Raw genomic sequence first — 18,530 nt, forward strand, 5'->3', positions numbered from 1 at the left:
CTCGGCCCGCGCGGAAGCCATGAGCCTCTACACCCGCCACCCTAACCAACAAGGCGGTCGGCGTGCCCCACTCCAGCCGATCGACCTTCGGGGGGCGGTGTCCAGGTGGGGACGGTGCGGTGCCGGGGCTCATACGGGCCGGGGCGCCGCTCCGTCCCTTCGGTGAGACCACCGTCCAGTCGTGGGGGAACAGTGATGGAGTCGGCTCACAGAGGCACAGAGTACGGGGTCATCGAGGTAGCTCTCGGGGGTCCAGCGGAGCGTGTGGCGACACCTCGCCACTCCGCTCCTGCGCAGCAGGAACGTTTCACGAGCCGATAGGGCCACGAAACGGTTCTCGGCGTAGTTGTTGAGCTGCGGCGCGTGCACGCCCGCATTTCTCGTCATGTCTCTGTTGCCCCGTCAGCAGCTCCCGGACCAGCGGGACTGGACATGACTGGTTCATCGCGTGGCCCTCGGTCCCGGTCCAGGTGACCCCGCGCACGCTCGGCCGTCACTGACGGATGCCGGCCTGCTTCATATCACCGAATCACCGAAGAAGGAGGAGTACGAGTGGAGAACGTCCCGGAGTCCGTCCTCTACGAGGGGCGTGACCTGGCGCGCATGCACGAGGTGGTGGCCGCCCAGTTGGCCCCGCACCGGCTGAGACTGCTCGGGAAGGAGACCGGGCCGGCCCGCTTCCGGATGAGCAATTCGGGTAGAGACGTGGCCCTTTACCACATGAGCCACGGGGCCGACGTCGAGATAAGACCCGTCACGCAACACAACCACTATCTGATCCACATCCCCCTGGCCGGTCGCAGCACTCTCGTCGTCGACGGGGAGCCCGTGACCACCGCGCAGGACGTCGTCAGCCCGGGACAACGGCTGGAGATCCGCCGTTCCCACGACAGCGACATGATGATCCTGCGCGTCCCGCGACCGGTCCTCGACCGGGCGATCGAGTCGCGTGGCATCCCCGTCGACCAGAGTGTCCCGGTCCGGTTCACGCCCGCCGTCGACATCCGGTGTCCCGGCTCACTGGCCTGGTTGCGCATGTTGCACGCCTATGCCGAGGCGATGAACAGCGGACTCCTCGCCCGCTCGCCGCTCGGGACGCGTCACTTCGAACAGCTGCTGGTGCACGGGCTGCTGGACAGCCAGCCCAGCAACCTCAGCGAATCGTTGCGGCGTTCCGCCCGGCACGCCGCACTGCCGAGCGCGCTGCGCCGGGCGATGACGTACTGCGAGGAGCACGCCGGCGAACCGCTGTCCACCGCCGACATGGCGCTCGCCTCGCGGTTGAGCGTCCCGGCGCTGAGGGCCGCCTTCCGCGCCCACCTCGGCACCACCCCTCTGATGTACCTGCGCAGGGTCAGGCTCGACAGCGCCCACCGGGACCTGCTCGCGATCGCCGAGGGCCGGGACGACGGCACGGTCACCGACGTGGCGCTGCGCTGGGGGTTCGTCCATCTCGGACGCTTCGCCGCGTTCTACAAGGCCACCTACGGCACCGCGCCGTCGAGAACGGCCGGCCTACGTGGCTATCCGGAAACCGCTCGGAGCCGATCCTCCTGTGGATAGTTCGCCAACTGCCCGGCGCCTAACGTTTTTTCACACGAACGGGTCCACCCGGACCCGACAGACCGGTCGGGTATTCCGGCCGATGCACACAGAAACGGGAGGAGAGACCATGAGCACTTTCAGCGCTCTTGCCGACAAGCTGCTGAGCCACATCGTTCCGAGCCAGGCCGCGCACGCCGCGTCGTCCGGTGCCAATGGCTGCTGGATCGAGCAGAGGGTCTGCAACCCGCACTGCCCCTTCTGGTACTACAAGGAAGACCTCTACTGGAAGTGCAGCGACGGCACGTCCTTCTGGTCGCAGACGGGCTGCACGGAAACGGACAACTGCTGAGCCGTGCCCCCTGTCGGCACAGTGACGTGACATGAACGAAGCGTCGCGCCCCGGTGATGGCGGGGCGCGACGCCGTCATCCAGAGGTGAACCCTCCATGGCCCATGTTCTCATCTCCTGCCGTGCCTTCATCACCCTCGTGTTCGTGCTCTCCGTGGTGGGCAAGCTCAAAGGCCGGCCCGCGTTTCGCGGATTCACCGATTCGGTACGGGCGTTGGCTCCTCGCCTTCCCGCGGGGCCCACAGCAGTGGCGGTGATCGCCACCGAGGCGGTGATCGTCGTTCTGCTCGCGCTGCCGAGGACGTCCCTCGCCGGATTCGTCCTCGCCACCGGGCTGCTGAGTGCCTTCTCCGTGGCGATCGCCGCGACCGTGCGGCGCGGCGAGCAGGTCGCGTGCCGCTGCTTCGGCGCGGCCTCCTCGGCCCCCGTGGGCCCCGCGCATGTGGTGAGGAACGCGTTCCTGCTGGCCGGTTCGCTGACCGGCGTGCTCTGCGCGCTGACAGCCGGCGGGGACGCCGGTGGAATGGCGGGCGTGACCACCTCGCTCGTGTTCGGCGCCGCGGCAGCCGGCGTGACGCTGCTCACCGACGACATCTCCCGGCTGCTCCGGCCACTCAGGCAAGAAGGGTAAGAACCATGCCGTACGTCATCGCACTGACCGCCTTGTTCGGGGCACTGTGTGTGTTGAACATCGCGCTCACCGTGGGGGTCCTGCGGCGGCTGCGCGAGATCGAGGAGCGGACCGCGTACAGCGGTCTGGATCTGACCCCCGGCACCCCCGACGTGATGCTGGCGGTGGGCGAGCAGGTAGGCCCGTTCACCACCATGACCACCGAGGGCCGGCACCTGTCCGACGACTTCCTGACGGACGGGCACACGGTGGTCGGCGTCTTCGCGCACGGCTGCGGCAAGTGCGACGAGCGGCTGCCGGAGTTCGTCTCGTTCATACGGGCGCGCGGCATCTCCCGCGAGCGGGCACTCGCCCTGCTGGTGGGGACGCCCGAGCAGGTCGAGGCGAAGCGTGCGCTCGCGGAGCCCGTGACCACGGTGGTGATCGAGGAACTGGACGGCCCGGTGTCCGTGGCCCTGGCCGCACGCGTGTACCCGGCGCTCGCGGTGATCGGCCCGGACAAGGTGGTGCGGGCGGAGGGTTCACTGATCAGGAACGTGTCGTCCCTGGTGGACGCGTGACCACCACGCAGGGAATCCTCAAGGCCCTGAGGCTGACCTGGCGTGCCTCGCGCGGGGGAACCTGCGTCCTCGCGTTGCTCACCCTCGCGAGCGCCGTGGCCCCCGTGGCTGCCGCCTGGCTGACCAAGTCGCTCCTCGATCTCCTCGCCCACGGAGACGGCGCGCAACGCGGCCATGTCGTTCTCCTGGCGGTGGGCCTGGGCGTCGCGGGACTGTTCACCGGCTGCCTGCCCCAGCTGCTCATGTACGCCAACAAGGAGTTCGAGCGTGCCGTGGGCCTGCTGGCACAGCAGCAGCTCTACGAGGCGACAGGCCGGCTCGTGGGCTTGGCCCGGTTCGAGGACCCGGTGTTCGTGGACCGCCTCCGGCTCGCGCAGCAGCACGGCGGCGCCACTCCCGGTGTACTGGTGGCCACGGTGCTGTCCGTGGTACGCGCGGTGGCCGTCGCCGGCGGATTCCTCGGCTCACTGCTGCTGCTCGCCTGGTGGCTCCCGGCGGTCGTCGTCGTGTCCGTCGTGCCGGTGCTGGCGTCGGAGATGTGGCTCGCGAAGCGCAGGGTGAACGCCTACTGGCAGATCGGCCCGACGGAACGACGCGAGATCTTCTACCGGGAATTACTGACGAACCTTCAGGCGGCGAAGGAAATACGGCTGTTCGACATCGGCGGACAGCTCTCCGCGCGGATGACACGGGAGAAGGTCAAGGCCAACTCCGTCAGGGCGAGGCTCGACCGGCAGGAGCTGGTGGCTCAGACACTGGCAGGTCTCGTCACCGCGAGCAGCGCGGGCGCGGCTGTCGTCTGGGCGGTGCTCGCGGCGCTGAGCGGGCGAATCTCGCTGGGTGACGTGTCGCTGATGATCGCGTCCGTGGCCGGAGTCCAGTCCGCGGGTTCCGGGCTCATGCGGGACATCGCCAAGTCCCATCAGCAACTGCTCATGTTCCGGCACTTCTTGTCCATCGTCGACGGTGAACCGGATCTTCCGGTGCCGGAGAAGCCGTCGCCGGTTCCCGTACTGTCCTCGGGCATCGAGTTCCGGGACGTGTGGTTCCGGTACTCACCCGAACATCCCTGGGCGCTGCGGGGCGTCAGTTTCCGTGTCGGCCACGGCCGTTCCCTCGGACTGGTCGGACGCAACGGCGCGGGCAAGAGCACGATCGTGAAACTGCTCTGCCGCATGTACGACCCCGAGCGGGGCGCGGTCCTGTGGGACGGCGTGGACCTGCGCGAACTGGACCCGGCGGAGCTGCGGCGCCGGATCGGCGCGGTGTTCCAGGACTACATGACGTACGACCTGAGCGCCTACGAGAACATCGCGCTGGGCGACCTGCCGAACGCGTCGCCCGAGCGCGTGACGGAGGCGGCGCAGCGGTCGGGCGCGGACGCCTTCGTCCGGGAACTGCCGCGCAGGTACGACACCTTGCTGTCCCGGATCTTCTTCCAAGGTGACGAGGAGGACGGTGACAGCGATCGGGGCGTGACACTGTCGGGCGGCCAGTGGCAGCGGCTGGCCATCGCGCGGGCGTACCTGCGCGGGCGCCAGGATCTGCTGATCCTGGACGAGCCCAGCTCCGGCCTCGACGCCGAGACCGAGGCCAGGATCCACCGCCAGTTGCGTGAGTACCGCGGAAGCCGCACGAGCGTACTGATCTCGCACCGGCTGGGATCGGTACGGGAGGCGGACGAGCTGCTGGTCGTCGACGGTGGTGAGGTGGCCGAGCAGGGGACGCACGACGAGCTGATCGCGCGCGGGGGGCTGTACGCGGGGATGTTCGCGGCGCAGGCCGAGGGCTATCTGTCCGGGACGGCTGGGCCGGTGGAGAGTGTTTCGGGAGAGCGCCTGGAGGCGAGAAGGTGACCTGGCTGTTCGGCGCCGTGGCGGGGACCGCGGTGCTCCTTGCCGCTGTTCGGGCGACGCTGGCCTGGGTCCGCCGGACCGTGGTGCTGGTGCTGGTGCACGGCCGGAGCATGAGTCCGGCGTATCTGCCCGGCGACTGGGTGGTGGGCCGGCGTGTGTCGGCGGGGCGACTGCGCCATGGCGATGTGGTGATCGTGGACATGCCGCCGACCGGTCAGGCACCCGAGGGCCGCACGATGCTGGGCCGGCTGACGATCAAACGGATCGCGGCACTGCCGGGTGATGCCCTGCCCGCGGACGTGCCGGGCAGGGGGCCGGGCGCGCCGGTGCCCGCCGGTCACGTGGTCGTCCTGGGCGACAACCTGTCCCTGAGCACGGACTCCCGGCATCACGGCCCGGTGCCGTCGTCGTGGGTCGTCGGCAGGGCGGTGCGCAAGGCGAGCCTGCCCGGGATGAGGACGGTTCAGCCTCGGAACGCGCCTCTCCCCCACCCCTCCTACACCGCGAGCGAGCGTCCAGCGCCCCCGGACTGACCACGCCGGTGACCAGTCCGGGGGCGCATGTCACGCCGGTAGTGAGAAACGAACCGCCGCTAGTTCCGGTACCGGAATACGATCCGGCCGCGGGTCAGGTCGTACGGCGGGAGCTCCACCAGCACCCGGTCCTCCAGCATGATCTTGATGTAGTTCTTGCGGATCTTGCCGCTGATGTGTGCGAGCACCTGGTGGCCGTTCTCGAGCTCCACGGTGAACATGGCGCTGCGCAGGCACTCGACGACCCTGCCCTCGACTTCGATGACGTTCTTGTTCCTGGTCATCGCACCAGCTCCAGGTTGCTGCTCATCGGCCGGGCACCGATGCCCTCGAACAGCGCCGAGGCTGCCTGGTTGGACTCGTGGACTTCGGTCCAGGCCGCTGCGCACCCGGAGTGGTGCAGCGCCACCAGCGCGTGGGCGAGCAGCGCCCGCGCGATGCCGCGGCGCTGATCTCCGGCCCGGACCGCGACCAGACCGATGCGGGGCCGCTTCACCCTCACCACCCGGATCAGCCCCAGGTAACGGTCCGGCGCCGCGGCCACCGCGTACTTCGACGGGTCGACGACGGTGTCGCCTTCGGGGCGGGGAATCACCTCCGCGGGCATCGACGGCCAGCCGACGGTCGCCTCGACCTCGTCACGGATCGCGCGGTCCACCGCCCGCAGCAGGCTCTCGTCCGCCCGACCGGCGGGCACGATCGTCACGCCCGAAGGCGGCAGGACTGCTTCGAGCCCTGTGACCCGCGGGTCGGTCGGGACGACGTACTCCCACTCGCGGCGCCGGATCGTGAAACCGGCCCGCCGCCAGCCGGCCGTCAGCTCGACGTCGGCTTCGTCGACCACCGTGTACAGCGGCGCCGGCAGTTCCGTCAGCATCGCCTCGGCGAGCCGGTCGAAGATGGCGTCGTGCCAGGCGTCGATGCTGACGAACAAGCGTCCGTCGGGCCGGTGCTCCGCATGCCCGCGACCGACCACCAGGTCTTCGTCCAGTGCATGCCATTGCCTGTCCGCGACGCGCGTGATCATCACCGCGTTCTCGCTCAGGCCAGAGGGGAAAGGCTTCGTATTCATCGGATTCTCCTCCAGGAGTGCCTCGATCTCAGGCGCTCCTGGCGACACCGAATGTCAGCCGCCGGACCGTGACGGGTTGAGGGAGCACCCACGGGTAACTGCGTTCACGGGTCTCACCTCCACACGACGACTTCACGATCCACCGGGAAAGTAGCAGCGGGGCGTCGCCGCGCTCAAATGCTTTTCTGACCCTGGTCCTGCACGGCTACGCAGTGAACACGTAGGTACCGGACCCGATGCTGAACACCGCTCGATCCCTGTCGACCCGCTCGAACTTCGCCCCGTCGGAGACCGTCTGCGGTCTGCCGCCCCGGGTCGGCACGCGCACCTCGGCCGTGGTGTTCGGCGGCACCTCGACCTCGAGGCGGAACGTGCCGTTGCTGAGGGTCCACTCCGAGGCGACCTTGCCCTGCGGCGTCTGGTAGGCGCCTTCCACATGGGTGAGGTCGCCGACCACCCGCGGGTCGATGACCAGCTTGCGGTAGCCGGCGGATCCGCGAGCCTGCCGGATGCCCGCCAGGCCGCTGTGGAACCACTCCTCGATCTGCAGCAGGATCATGTGGTTCTTCGAGGCGCGGATGTCCCAGTTCTCGGGGATGGTGGTCAGGCCTCCGGGGTTCGCCGTGGTCGGCGCCATGAAGAAGCCGTAGCCCGGCCTGGTGTCTTCCTGGAGCACGTCCCAGAGCACGTCGTCACGGCCACCGTCCATCAGGGCCCGGACGATCGGTGCGAGTCCGATCGTCCCTCCGCTGAAGTGCGGTCCCCCGCCGAACGGCTGGTACCCCTTGACGAGTTCGACCAGTGCGTCGAGGACCCGCTCGCGCTCGCCCTCCGGCACCAGCCCCTCGTCGAGCGCGAGCGCCTGCGCGGCCTGCGTCGCACCGGCGGTGCCCTGGTCGCCCTCGCTGGTGTAGCGGCCCATCGAGTGGTTGTAGAAGGCGTCGTTGAAGGCCTGCTTGATGGTGGCAGCCAGGTTGCGGTACTCGGTCGCGTCGCCGTCGCGGCCGATCAACTCGGCCATCTTCTCCATACGGTCGGCGATCTGGTAGTACGCCCAGGTCCCCGTGATGCGGCCGGAGGTGTCCTCGGCCGCGATCCAGTCGGCCAGGACGGCGTCGACGATGCAGGCGTTCGCGCCCGCGCCCGCCTTGCGCGTCCGGATGTAGTTCAGGAACGCCTGCATCCGGGGGTAGTAGCGGGCCATCGTCCGGGTGTCGCCGTACGTCTCGTACAGCAGCCACGGCGTCAGGATGATGCCGTCACCCCAGTTGATCTCGTCGCCGAACCGGCCGGTGTAACCCCAGTCGTACACAGGGGCCTTGAGCGCGACGTTGCCGATGTTGTCGCCGGACCTGGACTGCGCCTCCGCGAGGTGGCGCTCCATCGTGCGCAGGTAGGCGTCGTAGCCGAAGGTGCGGTGCAGGGATGCGAAGGGTTGGAGGTAGTCCGCGGGGTACGCCAGCTTCTCGCGGCCGGGGCAGTCCGTGAACGTGGACATCGTGTTGTCGAGCAGATCTACGTCACCGCGCCCCCGCGACCGGTCAGCAGTCCGGCCCGGGAACTGCGCGGCTTCGCCAAGGTGGCGCTCGCGCCGGGTGGGAGCACGACCGCCGAGATCGTCCTCGACCGGCGTGCGTTCGCGTACTGGGACATCACGCGCGACGACTGGACCGTGGCGCCCGGTCAGTACCGGGTCCATCTCGCCGACAGCGCGCACGACGTCGTCGCCACCGCCACCCTCGACCTGCCCGGGGACCGGCTCGTGAGGCCGCTGACCCTGGACTCGCCCATCGGTGACTGGTTCGGCCACCCCGTCGTCGGTGCCGCGCTGACCTCCGCGATGGTGTCCGGACTGACCGAAGAGGAGGCCACGGCAGCCATGGAAGGCAATGCCGACGCGCTGCGCCTGCTGTCCTCCATGGCGATGCGTCGGTTCCTCGGGTTCCTTCCCCGGCAGCTTCCGCAGGAGCTGCTGGAGAAGCTGATGAAGATGAGCGAACCACCCCAAGACTCCGCCGACGCCTGATGCATGCCTGACCGGTCTCGCACTCCGGTCCCCACGACCGCGGCCCTGCCGGGTGCGTCAGCCGAGGGTCCGGTGTGGAGCGGACCGGCCGTCACCGATGAGGGAGGACCGCCGGCTCGTACGCGGACAGCGAGCTGTTTCCGTCTCCTGGTGGCGCCGACCTGCTCCTACCAGGCGTAGGCCTCGGGGGCCTCGCCGCCGGGGCCCGGCCAGATCTCGTCCAGCCTGCGCAGTGTCTCCTCGGACAGCGTCACGTCGAGGGCGTGTCGGCCCGCGCCGAGCTGTTCCACGGTGCGCGGACCCACGATGACGGAAGGGACGACCGGGTTGTGCAGCAGCCAGGCCAGTGCCACGTCCGCGGGCTGTTCGCCCAGTTCGGCGCAGAGCGTCTCGTACGCCTCCAGCTGCGGACGGTACTGCTCGACGCGGGCCAGGGCCTGCGGTGTCGCACGCCGGCCGCCCTCGCTCTGCGCCTTGTGCAGCGCGCCGCCGAGCAGTCCGCCGCCCAGCGGGCTCCACGGGAGCAGGCCGAGACCGTAGTGCCGTAGCGCCGGGACGACCTCCAGCTCGACGGTGCGGGCGGTGAGGTTGTAGAGGCTCTGCTCGGAGACCAGGCCGAGGAAGCTGCGGGCGGTGGCGGTGGACTGGGCGGTGGCGATGTGCCAGCCGGCGAAGTTGCTGCTGCCGATGTAGGTCACCTTGCCCTCGCGGACCAGCTGCTCCATCGCCTGCCAGATCTCCTCCCAAGGGGTCGACCGGTCGACGTGATGCATCTGGAACAGGTCGATGTGGTCGGTCTTGAGGCGCCGCAGGCTGTCCTCCGCGGCCTTGCGGATCTTGTACGCGGACAGGTACTTGTCGTTCGGGCCGGTGCCCATCGGCTGGTACGCCTTGGTCGCCAGCACGATCTGCTCCCGCCGCCCGCCGCCCTGTGCGAGCCACCGCCCGATGATCTCCTCGGACAGGCCGTAGCCCTGCTCCATGTCGGGAGACTGCGGACCGCCGTACACGTCGGCGGTGTCGATCAGGTTGACACCCGCCTCCAGCGCGGCATCCATGATCTCGAAACTCGTCGCCTCGTCCGTCACGTCCCCGAAGTTCATCGTCCCCAAGCCGAGACGGCTGACCTTCAGACCGCTGCGGCCCAAGTGCGCGTACTGCATGCTTCATCGACCTTTCCTGTGCGTGAGGCGGACGGATCGCGTCGCCTTGCTCCTTCTTCGATGCGGGTGAGTGAGCGACGGGCGGGCTCAGGAGGCGGCTTCGATGGTGACCTTCTCCGCGGTGGCGAGCCGCTCGGTGTCGCTCTCGGCCACACGGCCGAGGATGATCAGGCCGTCGGAGTGGGGGAAGTCACGGTAGAAGATGGCCAGGTTGCCCCAGGGCGCGTAGTAGGCCAGGTCGCCGGCCTTCGCCTCGGCTCCTTCCGGGGCGCCCGAGGTGGACAGTCGGCCGGGCAGATCGGCAATCCTCTCCGTTTCGTGGAAGTCGCTGAGGTTCAGCGTGAGCGGGAGAAGAGCGGCGAAGTCACGGGCGGTGGCGCTGTCGTTCAGGGTGGCGGTGGCGGGGTGGCCGTCGATGGTGAGGCGGAGGTTCATGGCGGTTGTCCTGCCGGAAGTCGTGGTCGGTACCGGACCGGACGGCGTTTCCCGCGCCGAGGGCGCGGAGGCGGAGGGGGATGCGGAGGACGACGGTCGGGTCTGCTCCGTGCACGCGGTCACGGTCAGCAGCAAAGCCGCGGCCGACATCAAGGCGCGTCGCACCATTCAGCCGGGGAGGGGTTCGGAGTAGTGGCGGAAGCCGTCACGCTCGCTGTGGATCTCGTACAGGCGCTGGGCCAGGGCCTCGGGGCTGCTGTGTTCGGCGTCGGGCCGGATGGCGCCCGGCACGATCAGCTGTGCGACATGGATGTTCTCCGGGGCGAGCGCGTCATGCAGCATGCGGGCGTAGGCGCTCTCGCCGGCGAAGGCGATCGAGGTGCCGGCGACGTTCGTGTTGGGGCGTACGGCACTTCCGCCGTTGACGAACAGTACGGTGCCGCGGCCGAGCTCGCGCATGCCGGGCAGGACGGCGTTCACGGCCGTGACAGGGCCCTTGACGGAGAAGGCGAGCGGGGCGTCGAGGTCGTCGGCGCTCGTGTCGAGGACCTGCTTCATGAAGTCGGCCCGGGGCACCGGGCTGTACTGCAGGATCTCGATGGGGCCGAGCGTGTCGGCAGCGGCGCGCAGGGCCGCCGTCAGCGACTCGCGCTCGAGGACGTCGGCGGCGAAGCCACGGGCCTCGACGCCGTCGCGGGCCAGCTCGGCCGTGAGATCGTCCAGGTGCTGCGCGTTGCGGGCGATGAGGGCGACGGTGTGGCCGGCGGTTCCGAAGCGGCGGGCGGTGGCGAGCCCGAGGCCGGGGCCGGCCCCGATGAGGGCGAAGGTGGTCACGGTGAGTCCTTGTCCGGGGGTGGGGGCCGTGCCGTGTGCCGGGACCGGGCGGCGAAGGGCCCGGGTCCCGGCGCGGGAGCCGTGGTCGGTCAGGGGGTGAGGAGGGTCTTGATGGCGCGGCGTTCGTCCATGGCCTGGTAGCCCTCGGCGACCTGGTCGAGGGGGAGGGTGAGGTCGAAGACCTTGCCGGGGTTGATACGGCCCGTGAGGACGCGGTCGATGAGGTCGGGCAGGTAGCCGCGTACCGGGGCGGGGCCGCCGCGCAGGCCGACGTGGGAGAAGAACAGTTCCTGGCCGTCGATGGCGACGTCGTGGGGGACGCCGACGAAGCCGACGTTGCCGCCGGGCCGGGTGGAGTGCAGCGCCTGCGCCATGGACTGCTTGGTGCCCACGCACTCCAGCACGCTGTCGGCACCGACGCCGTCGGTGAGGTCCTTGACGCGGGCGATGCCTTCCTCGCCGCGTTCGGTGACGATGTCGGTGGCGCCGAACTCCCGGGCGAGTTTCTGCCGCGAGGCGTGGCGGGACATGGCGATGATGCGTTCGGCACCGAGTTCCTTCGCGGCGATGACGCCGCACAGGCCGACCGCGCCGTCGCCGACGACGACGGCGGTGGAGCCGGGGCGTACTTCGGCGGCCTTGGCGGCGTACCAACCGGTGCCCATCACATCGGAGAGGGCCAGCAGGCTGGGGAGGAACTCCTGGTCGGGCATCTCGTCGGTGGCGACCAGGGTGCCGTGGGCGTTGGGGATGCGCACGTAATCGGCCTGGCAGGTGGACATGAACTCGCGGTGCACGCAGTTCGACTGGTAGCCCGCCAGGCAGTTGGAGCAGGTGTTGTCGGAGGTGGCGAAGGAGCCGATGACGAACTGGCCCGGCTTGACGTTCGTGACCTCGTTGCCGACCTCCTCGACGACGCCGACGTACTCGTGCCCCATCGGCGTCGGCTCGGTGATGGGATCGGTGCCCCGGTAGGCCCACAGGTCCGAGCCGCACACACAGGTGACAACGGTCCGGATGATCGCGTCGGTCGGCCGGAGGATCTTCGGATCGTCACGCTCCTCGAAACGGATGTCACCAGGGCCGTGAATCACTGCTCCGTGCATGAGGGTGCTTCTTTCGGTGCGAGGGGTTCTGGTCGGCAGCCTCGAACACGAAAGCACCGAGTGCTTCGCTCCGGGCTGCTCGATATCGAGCCTCACACGGGGACGCGGGTGCGAAAAGCGGAGAGATTCATCCTGGGAAAGAAATATCCTGGGAGGAAATTCTCCCCCCTTCCCGGCGTACGATCGATGCCATGCTGGGAGACATGACCAGCAGTATCCCCCTCAACGAGCTGGGAGTATTCCTCAGGAAACGCCGCTCCGAACTGAGCCCGCGCACGGTCGGACTGCCGGAGACGGGCGGGCCCCGCAGGGTCGCAGGACTGCGACGTCAGGAAGTCGCCCAGCTCGCCTCGATCAGTACCGACTACTACACCCGGCTCGAACAAGGACGCATTCAGGCGTCCGCCCCCGTCCTGGACAGCCTCGCCCGAGTACTCCATCTCGACGACGACGAGCGCGGCTATCTCTTCCAGCTCGCCGGCAAGACCGTCACTCGCACGCGGCGCCGTGGGGCGCAGCGGGTCCAGCCACAGTTGCAGCGCGTCCTGGACGGCCTCACCACGACACCGGCGATGGTGCAGGGCCGGCGGGGGGACATCCTGGCCTGGAACTCCCTGGCGGCCGCGCTGATCACCGATTTCTCGCGCATCCCGGAGAAGCACCGCAACTACGCCCGGCTGTTGTTCGCCGATCCGGCGGTACGCGGCCTGCACGCCGACTGGGAGACGGCGGCGCGGATCACCGTGGCACAGCTGCGGATGGAGGCGGCGAAGTATCCCGAGGATCCCCGCCTGATCGCTCTCATCGGTGAACTCTCCCTGCGTGACGAGCAGTTCGCCAAGTGGTGGGGCGACCACAAGGTCGCCGCCCGCACCATCGGCAGGAAGACCTATCTCCATCCGGTCGTGGGTGAGCTCACCCTCGACTGCGACACCCTCACCGCCAATGCCGACCCCGACCAGTACATGACCGTCTGGACGGCCGCCCCGGGCACCCCCGCGCACGACCAGCTGCGCATCCTCGCCTCCTGGGCCGCCGACCGTGACCTGCCGGCCTCCTCAGGATGGGAAGCATGACCAGCAACGTCCCGCTCAACGAGCTGGGAGAGTTCCTCAAGAAGCGCCGCTCCGAGTTGAGCCCGCGCACGGTCGGACTGCCGGAGACGGGCGGGCCCCGCAGGGTCGCCGGGCTGCGTCGTGAGGAGGTCGCCCAGCTCGCCTCGATCAGCACGGACTACTACACCCGGCTCGAACAGGGCCGGATGCAGGCATCCGCTCCCGTGCTGGAGACTCTGGCCCGGGTGCTCCATCTGGATGACGACGAGCGCGGCTACCTCTTCCAGCTGGCCGGCAAGAGCACCCCCCGCACACGGCGCCGCGGCAGACAGCAGGTCCAGCCGCAGCTCCAGCGCGTCCTGGACGACCTGACCGCCACCCCGGCCATCGTGCAGGGCCGGCGCGGGGACGTCCTGGCCTGGAACTCCCTGGCGGCCGCACTGGTCACGGACTTCTCCCGCATCCCGGAGAAGCACCGCAACTACCCGCGGCTCATCTTCACCGACCCTGCGATGCGCAGCCTGTACGCCGACTGGGAGGCCTCGGCGCAGATCGCCGTGGCGCAGATTCGGTTGGAGGCCGCGCAGTACCCCGAAGACCCTCGCCTGATCGAGCTGGTCGGTGAACTGTCCACGCAGGACGAGCAGTTCGCCAGATGGTGGGGCGACCACAAAGTCGCCGCCCGCACCGTCGGCACGAAGACCCTCAACCACCCGGTCGTCGGAGAACTCGTCCTCGACTGGGACACCTACACCGCCAACATGGACCCGGACCAGCACCTGACCGTCTGGACCGCGGCCCCCGGCTCCCCCACCCATGAGCGGCTTCGTATCCTCGCCTCCTGGGCCGCCGACCAGAACCTGCCGGCCTCCTCCTCCCTCAGCGGCTGACCAGCACCGGCCCCTCCCGCACCGGCGGCCGGTGGATCGGGCCCGTGCCCCGCGACAGGGGCAGGCCCGTGCCACGGTTGGCGTGGGCGACGATCTCCGCGGTGATGGACACCGCCGTCTCCTCCGGCGTGCGGGCACCGAGATCCAGACCGATGGGAGAACGCAGCCGCCCCAGTCGTTCCCCGGACACACCGGCCTCGCGCAGCAGACGCAGGCGTTCCTCATGGGTACGCCGAGAGCCCATCGCCCCCACATAGCCGACGGGCAGCTCCAGCGCCAGTCGTAGCAGGGGTACGTCGAACTTCGCGTCGTGCGTGAGGACGCAGACAGCGGTACGGGCGTCCACGGCCGCGCGCTCCAGATACCGGTGGGGCCAGTCGACCACGACCTCGTCCGCGTGCGGGAAACGGGCATCGGTGGCGAAGACGGGGCGGGCGTCGCAGACGGTGACCCTGTAGCCCAGAAAGCGGCCGGCCTGGCTGAGGGCCGCGGCGAAGTCCACCGCGCCGAAGATCAGCATGCGGGGGCGGGACGCGTTGACGTGGATCAGCACCGACACGCACTCCGGGCCGGTCGCGGCGTCCCCGCCGACTTCCACCCGGGCCGTGCGGCCGGATCCCAGCAGTGCCCGCGCCCGTGCGCTCAGCTCGCGTCGCACTGTGCCGGGCAGTGTGTCGTACCGGGTGTCCCCGTTCGCGTCGACGTACAGGACGCGGCCGAGCAGCTCTTCCGGCCCGTCGACGACCTGGGCCACGGCCGCGGGCCGGCCGTCGACGACGTCGGAGAGCGCGGCGGCGAGATACGGCCGGGCCGTGGGGTCGATCCGCTGGACGAGGACGTCGAGTTCGCCGCCACAGGTCAGGCCGACGGCGAAGGCGTCGTCGTCGTCGGAGTAGCCGAACCGGGCACGCCGGGGTGCGCCCACGTCGCGGAGCACCTGTCGGCACAGTTCGTAGACCGCGCCCTCGACGCAGCCGCCGGAGATGCTCCCGACGGCGTTCCCGTCCTCGTCCACCGCCACCGACGTACCGACGGGCAGGGGTGCGCTGCCGGTGACCTCGACGACGGTGGCCAGGGCGAAGGGACGGGCCTCGCGGCACCAGCGGTGCAGAGTGCCCGCGATGTTCAGCATGGAGTGTCTCCGTGGGGGGTGATGGACGGGCCGCCGCCGCGTCGCGGGTGAACGTCTGTACGCGGCGGCGGCCCTGTGGGCCCGGCAGCCGGACGGGGGGGCGACTGCCGACGCGGAAGTGAGGGCCCCGGACCGAGCCGCTCCCGCCGTGCCCGGGGCGTCGGCTCAGAGCAACGACTCTGCCGTGATGGGCAGTTCGCGGACCCGGCGTCCGGTGGCGTTGAAGACCGCGCTGGCGATGGCGGGCGCGACGCCGACGTGGACGACCTCGCCGAGCCCCTTGACGCCCAGCGGATCGGCCTCGGGGTCCTCGCCGTCCAGGTAGATCGCCTTGACGTCGGGGACGTCCGCGTTCACCGGGACCAGGTAGTCGGCAAGGTCGGCGTTGACGATCCGGCCGTCGCGGTGGTCGGTGACCGTGTGCTCCAGCAGGGCGGTGCCGATGCCGCCGACGATGCCGCCGATGGCCTGACTGTCGGCGAGCTTGGGGCTGATGATGCGGCCCGCGTCGTACACGCCGAGCATGCGTCGCACCCGCACCAGACCCAGCGTCGTGTCCACGGCGACCTCGGCGAAGGTCGCGTTGTAGGCGTGGAAGGAGTGCCGTTCGGGCTGCGACGGCCCGGCGTAGGAGCCGTCCGCCGCGAGGTGCGTGCGGTTGTTGCGGGCCAGCAGCCGCTGATAGGTCTCGCCGCGCGCCGGGTTGCCCTGGACATGCAGTCGGCCACCACGGACCACGACGTCCGCGGGCTTCACCCCGTACAGCGGCGAGTCCTCGTCCCCGACGGCCAGCTCGATCGCCCGCAGCCGGACCTTGTCGCAGGCATCGAGGGTGGCGGAGCCGACGCTCGCCATGGTCATCGAGCCGCCGTGCGGCGGGGTCTGCGGGTAGAGCGAGTCGCCGAGCCGGAACGTCACCGACCGCATGGTCAGTCCCAGCGCGTCCGCGGCGACCTGTGTCTGGGAGGTGTACGTCCCCGGGCCCATGTCGCTGGCGGCGGCCTCGACCACGGCGGTGCCGTCGGCGTCCAGTCGGGCCCGGGCCTGCGCGGGAGCGCGCGCGGTGTCGTACACACCGGCGGCCATGCCCATGCCGATCAGCCAGTCGCCCTCACGCCGTGAACGGGGCCTGGGACTGCGGTTGTGCCAGCCGAACTCGCGTGCGCCGACGGTGTAACACTCGCGCAGGCGGCGCGTGGAGAACGGCAGGTTGGTCGACTCGTCCTCGCTCGGCTCGTTGCGCCGGCGCAGCTCGATCGGATCGATGCCGAGCTCGTGCGCGAGTTCGTCCATGGCCGACTCGACGACGAAGGACGCCGTCGCGTACCCCGGACCGCGCATCCAGATCGGCGAGTTCACGTCCAACGGCACCGTCGAGTAGGTCTGCCTGACGTGGGGCATGCTGTAGAGCATCTGGCCCGGAGCGAGGACGGCCTCGTTGAACGTCTCGTACGAGGACGTCTCGGCCTCCACGTCATGGGTCATGGCCTTCAGGCGCCCTCGCCGGTCGCTGCCCAGGCGCAGACGGTACTCGTATGCGGGCCGAAAGCCGTTGTTGAAGTACTGCTGCCTGCGGCTGAGGACCAGTTTGACCGGACGTCGCGTCTCCCGGGCGGCGAGCGCGGCGATGACCGTGTTCGGCCAGCAGCGCAAACCACTGCCGAAGCCGCCGCCGACGAACGGCGAGATGACCCGCACCGCTTCCGTCTCCAGGCCGAACACCGCGACGAGTTCCGTCTGGGTGCCGAGGATCCACTGGGTCTTGTCCCACACCGTGAGCTTGCCGCCGTCCCAGCGGGCGATGGTGGCGTGCGGCTCCATCGGGTTGTGATGGTTGCGTGCCAGACGGTAGGCCATGTCCATCCGCACGGGCGCGGACAGCAGGCCGGACTCAGCGTCACCGCGGGCGTAGCGGGTCGGCTCCCCCGGCTTTGCCTCGGTGAGGTCCGTGGAGGACTGCTCGGCGTCGTAGTCGACCTTCACCAGGCTCGCAGCGTGCTGCGCGGCCTCCAACGTGGTGGCCACCACGACGGCCACCGGCTGACCGTGGAAGAGCACCCGGTCGTCCTGGAAGATCCGCAGTCTGCGGCCGGGCAGGTTGTTCGACCCGCTGTTGTCGCGGTACGGCAGCCTCGGCGCGTTGCCGTGATGGATGACCCGCAGGACACCGCGGTGGGCGAGTGCGGCCTTCGTGTCGATGCCGGTGATACGGCCTTTGCCGATGCGCGCGTCGACGATGACCGCGTGCACGGCCCCGTCGACGTCGTGCTCGGCGGCGTACAGCGCCTTGCCGGTGACCTTCAGCCGCCCGTCCACCCGGGACAGCGGCGCGCCCACGGCTGCCTGGGGCTGGGGGCTCACTTGGCACCTCCTACGATGCGCAGCTGGCGTTCGACGGTCCGCTTGAGCAACTCGACCTTGAAACCGTTGTGCCGGAGCGGCCGGGCACCCTCCGCGGCCCGCACGGCGGCATCGGCCCACAGCGCTTCCGAGGGACGCTCCCCGACGAGGTGCCGCTCGACCGCCGGCAGCTTCCACGGCACGGTGCCCACTCCCCCGGCGGCGACCTTCGCCTCGCGGATCACCCCGCTGCGCACGTGCAGCACCACGGCCGCTGAGGTGAGGGCGAACTCGTACGACTGCCGGTCGCGCACCTTCAGATAGCCCGACTTCAGCGGCCTCGGAAGAGCGGGGATCTCGACTGCCGTGATCAACTCTCCTCGCCGCACGGCCTGTTCACGGTTGGGGGTACGGCCCGGTCGCAGCAGGAAGTCGGCGAAGGGGACACGCCGCTCACCGTCGGGCCCGAGCAGATGGACGGTGGCCTCCAGTGCCGCGAAGGCCACGGCGACGTCGGAGGGGTGGGTGGCGACACAGGCGTCGGAAGTGCCGAGGATGGCATGCGTACGGTTGTGGCCGTGCAGCGCGGCACAACCCGAGCCGGGCTCACGCTTGTTGCAGTCGGCGGTCACGTCCCGGAAGTACGCGCACCGGGTGCGCTGCATGACGTTGCCGCCGATGGTCGCCATGTTCCGCAACTGGGCGGACGCGCTCAGCTCCAGCGCCTCGGAGACGACCGGGTACAGGGTGCGCACCCTGGAGTGGGCCGCGGCCTCGGCCATGCGCACCAGGGCGCCGATGCGCAGTCCGCCGCGCTCGGTGACGGTGATCTCGCGCAGGGGCAAACCGGTGATGTCGACCAGGGTCTCGGGCTGCTCGACGGTCGCGCGCATCAGGTCGACGAGGGTGGTACCGCCGGCGATGTAACGCCCGCCGCGACGACCGGCGTCGAGGGCCTCACGTGTGTCGGATGCGCGGCTGTAGGTGAAGGGATGCATTGACGG

20 protein-coding genes are annotated in these 18,530 nt (G+C 69.8%); 10 read left to right on the forward strand and 10 right to left on the reverse strand.

Annotated elements, in window-relative coordinates; genetic code table 11:
• The first annotated feature begins 552 nt into the window (after positions 1–552).
• The 6 genes from ACGFNV_RS15815 (at position 553) to ACGFNV_RS15840 (ending at position 5,473) form a co-directional block, all read left to right on the forward strand.
• The gene (locus tag ACGFNV_RS15815; protein WP_393622824.1) at positions 553–1,563 is read left to right on the forward strand and encodes an AraC family transcriptional regulator; all 1,011 of its coding nucleotides are present in this window, start codon (positions 553–555) and stop codon (positions 1,561–1,563) included.
• Between the two features lie 109 nt (positions 1,564–1,672).
• Positions 1,673–1,894 (forward strand): hypothetical protein, encoded by a 222-nt coding sequence (locus ACGFNV_RS15820; protein ID WP_133931058.1) that lies wholly within the window; start codon positions 1,673–1,675, stop codon positions 1,892–1,894.
• 96 nt (positions 1,895–1,990) lie between these two features.
• The gene (locus ACGFNV_RS15825; protein ID WP_393622826.1) at positions 1,991–2,524 is read left to right on the forward strand and encodes a MauE/DoxX family redox-associated membrane protein; all 534 of its coding nucleotides are present in this window, start codon (positions 1,991–1,993) and stop codon (positions 2,522–2,524) included.
• A gap of 5 nt (positions 2,525–2,529) precedes the next feature.
• Entirely contained in the window at positions 2,530–3,084 is a 555-nt protein-coding gene (locus ACGFNV_RS15830; RefSeq protein WP_393622828.1) for a TlpA family protein disulfide reductase, read from the forward strand.
• Entirely contained in the window at positions 3,081–4,940 is a 1,860-nt protein-coding gene (locus tag ACGFNV_RS15835) for an ABC transporter ATP-binding protein (protein ID WP_393622830.1), read from the forward strand. The genes ACGFNV_RS15830 and ACGFNV_RS15835 overlap by 4 nt, the downstream gene beginning before the upstream one ends.
• Positions 4,937–5,473, forward strand: coding sequence for a S26 family signal peptidase (locus ACGFNV_RS15840; RefSeq protein WP_393622832.1), 537 nt, complete (start codon positions 4,937–4,939; stop codon positions 5,471–5,473). The genes ACGFNV_RS15835 and ACGFNV_RS15840 overlap by 4 nt, the downstream gene beginning before the upstream one ends.
• Before the next feature lie 59 nt (positions 5,474–5,532).
• On the opposite strand, the gene infA is transcribed toward ACGFNV_RS15840, so the two are convergent.
• From infA to ACGFNV_RS15855, 3 genes are all read right to left on the reverse strand, one after another.
• Positions 5,533–5,757 (reverse strand): translation initiation factor IF-1, encoded by a 225-nt coding sequence (gene infA / locus ACGFNV_RS15845; protein WP_031047878.1) that lies wholly within the window; start codon positions 5,755–5,757, stop codon positions 5,533–5,535.
• Positions 5,754–6,545: a GNAT family N-acetyltransferase gene (locus tag ACGFNV_RS15850; RefSeq protein WP_393622834.1), complete on the reverse strand. Its 792-nt coding sequence runs from the start codon at positions 6,543–6,545 to the stop codon at positions 5,754–5,756. Before ACGFNV_RS15850 ends, infA begins: the two co-directional genes overlap by 4 nt.
• Positions 6,546–6,750: 205 nt before the next feature.
• Entirely contained in the window at positions 6,751–8,043 is a 1,293-nt protein-coding gene (locus ACGFNV_RS15855; RefSeq protein ID WP_393622836.1) for an alpha-L-rhamnosidase C-terminal domain-containing protein, read from the reverse strand.
• On the opposite strand from ACGFNV_RS15855, the gene ACGFNV_RS15860 reads away from it, so the two are divergent.
• A complete protein-coding gene (locus ACGFNV_RS15860) occupies positions 7,963–8,571 on the forward strand; it encodes a fibronectin type III-like domain-contianing protein (protein WP_393622838.1) in 609 nt (202 codons plus the stop codon). The genes ACGFNV_RS15855 and ACGFNV_RS15860 overlap by 81 nt on opposite strands.
• Positions 8,572–8,738: 167 nt before the next feature.
• Here the strand turns inward: ACGFNV_RS15860 and ACGFNV_RS15865 are convergent, their stop codons facing one another.
• Together ACGFNV_RS15865 and ACGFNV_RS15870 are read right to left on the reverse strand one after the other, a co-directional pair.
• Positions 8,739–9,734, reverse strand: coding sequence for an aldo/keto reductase (locus ACGFNV_RS15865; protein WP_393622840.1), 996 nt, complete (start codon positions 9,732–9,734; stop codon positions 8,739–8,741).
• An 87-nt stretch (positions 9,735–9,821) separates the two neighbouring features.
• Entirely contained in the window at positions 9,822–10,169 is a 348-nt protein-coding gene (locus ACGFNV_RS15870) for a cyclophilin-like fold protein (RefSeq protein ID WP_393622842.1), read from the reverse strand.
• Here ACGFNV_RS15870 and ACGFNV_RS15875 point away from each other — a divergent pair.
• Positions 10,168–10,362 (forward strand): hypothetical protein, encoded by a 195-nt coding sequence (locus tag ACGFNV_RS15875; RefSeq protein ID WP_393622844.1) that lies wholly within the window; start codon positions 10,168–10,170, stop codon positions 10,360–10,362. The two genes, ACGFNV_RS15870 and ACGFNV_RS15875, sit on opposite strands and share 2 nt — an antisense overlap.
• On the opposite strand, the gene ACGFNV_RS15880 is transcribed toward ACGFNV_RS15875, so the two are convergent.
• Both ACGFNV_RS15880 and ACGFNV_RS15885 read right to left on the reverse strand, forming a co-directional pair.
• Positions 10,338–11,003 carry an SDR family oxidoreductase gene (locus ACGFNV_RS15880; protein WP_393622846.1) on the reverse strand — a complete coding sequence of 222 codons (666 nt, stop codon included), beginning with the start codon at positions 11,001–11,003 and terminating at the stop codon, positions 10,338–10,340. The two genes, ACGFNV_RS15875 and ACGFNV_RS15880, sit on opposite strands and share 25 nt — an antisense overlap.
• 89 nt (positions 11,004–11,092) lie before the next feature.
• Positions 11,093–12,109 (reverse strand): zinc-dependent alcohol dehydrogenase family protein, encoded by a 1,017-nt coding sequence (locus ACGFNV_RS15885; RefSeq protein ID WP_393622848.1) that lies wholly within the window; start codon positions 12,107–12,109, stop codon positions 11,093–11,095.
• A gap of 191 nt (positions 12,110–12,300) precedes the next feature.
• Between ACGFNV_RS15885 and ACGFNV_RS15890 the strand changes: the two genes are divergently transcribed.
• Both ACGFNV_RS15890 and ACGFNV_RS15895 read left to right on the forward strand, forming a co-directional pair.
• Complete coding sequence (locus ACGFNV_RS15890; RefSeq protein ID WP_393622850.1) at positions 12,301–13,185, forward strand: helix-turn-helix domain-containing protein; 885 nt, start codon at positions 12,301–12,303, stop codon at positions 13,183–13,185.
• Positions 13,182–14,054, forward strand: a complete 873-nt coding sequence (locus tag ACGFNV_RS15895) for a helix-turn-helix domain-containing protein (RefSeq protein WP_393622852.1) — start codon at positions 13,182–13,184, stop codon at positions 14,052–14,054. Before ACGFNV_RS15890 ends, ACGFNV_RS15895 begins: the two co-directional genes overlap by 4 nt.
• On the opposite strand, the gene ACGFNV_RS15900 is transcribed toward ACGFNV_RS15895, so the two are convergent.
• The 3 genes from ACGFNV_RS15900 to ACGFNV_RS15910 form a co-directional block, all read right to left on the reverse strand.
• The gene (locus tag ACGFNV_RS15900) at positions 14,044–15,186 is read right to left on the reverse strand and encodes an XdhC family protein (RefSeq protein ID WP_393622854.1); all 1,143 of its coding nucleotides are present in this window, start codon (positions 15,184–15,186) and stop codon (positions 14,044–14,046) included. The two genes, ACGFNV_RS15895 and ACGFNV_RS15900, sit on opposite strands and share 11 nt — an antisense overlap.
• 165 nt (positions 15,187–15,351) lie before the next feature.
• Positions 15,352–17,547 (reverse strand): xanthine dehydrogenase family protein molybdopterin-binding subunit, encoded by a 2,196-nt coding sequence (locus ACGFNV_RS15905; protein ID WP_393622856.1) that lies wholly within the window; start codon positions 17,545–17,547, stop codon positions 15,352–15,354.
• Positions 17,544–18,524, reverse strand: coding sequence for an FAD binding domain-containing protein (locus tag ACGFNV_RS15910; protein ID WP_393622858.1), 981 nt, complete (start codon positions 18,522–18,524; stop codon positions 17,544–17,546). Before ACGFNV_RS15910 ends, ACGFNV_RS15905 begins: the two co-directional genes overlap by 4 nt.
• Positions 18,525–18,530 lie beyond the last annotated feature (6 nt).

Source organism: Streptomyces sp. NPDC048751 (assembly GCF_043198595.1).
Taxonomy (GTDB): Bacteria; Actinomycetota; Actinomycetes; order Streptomycetales; family Streptomycetaceae; genus Streptomyces.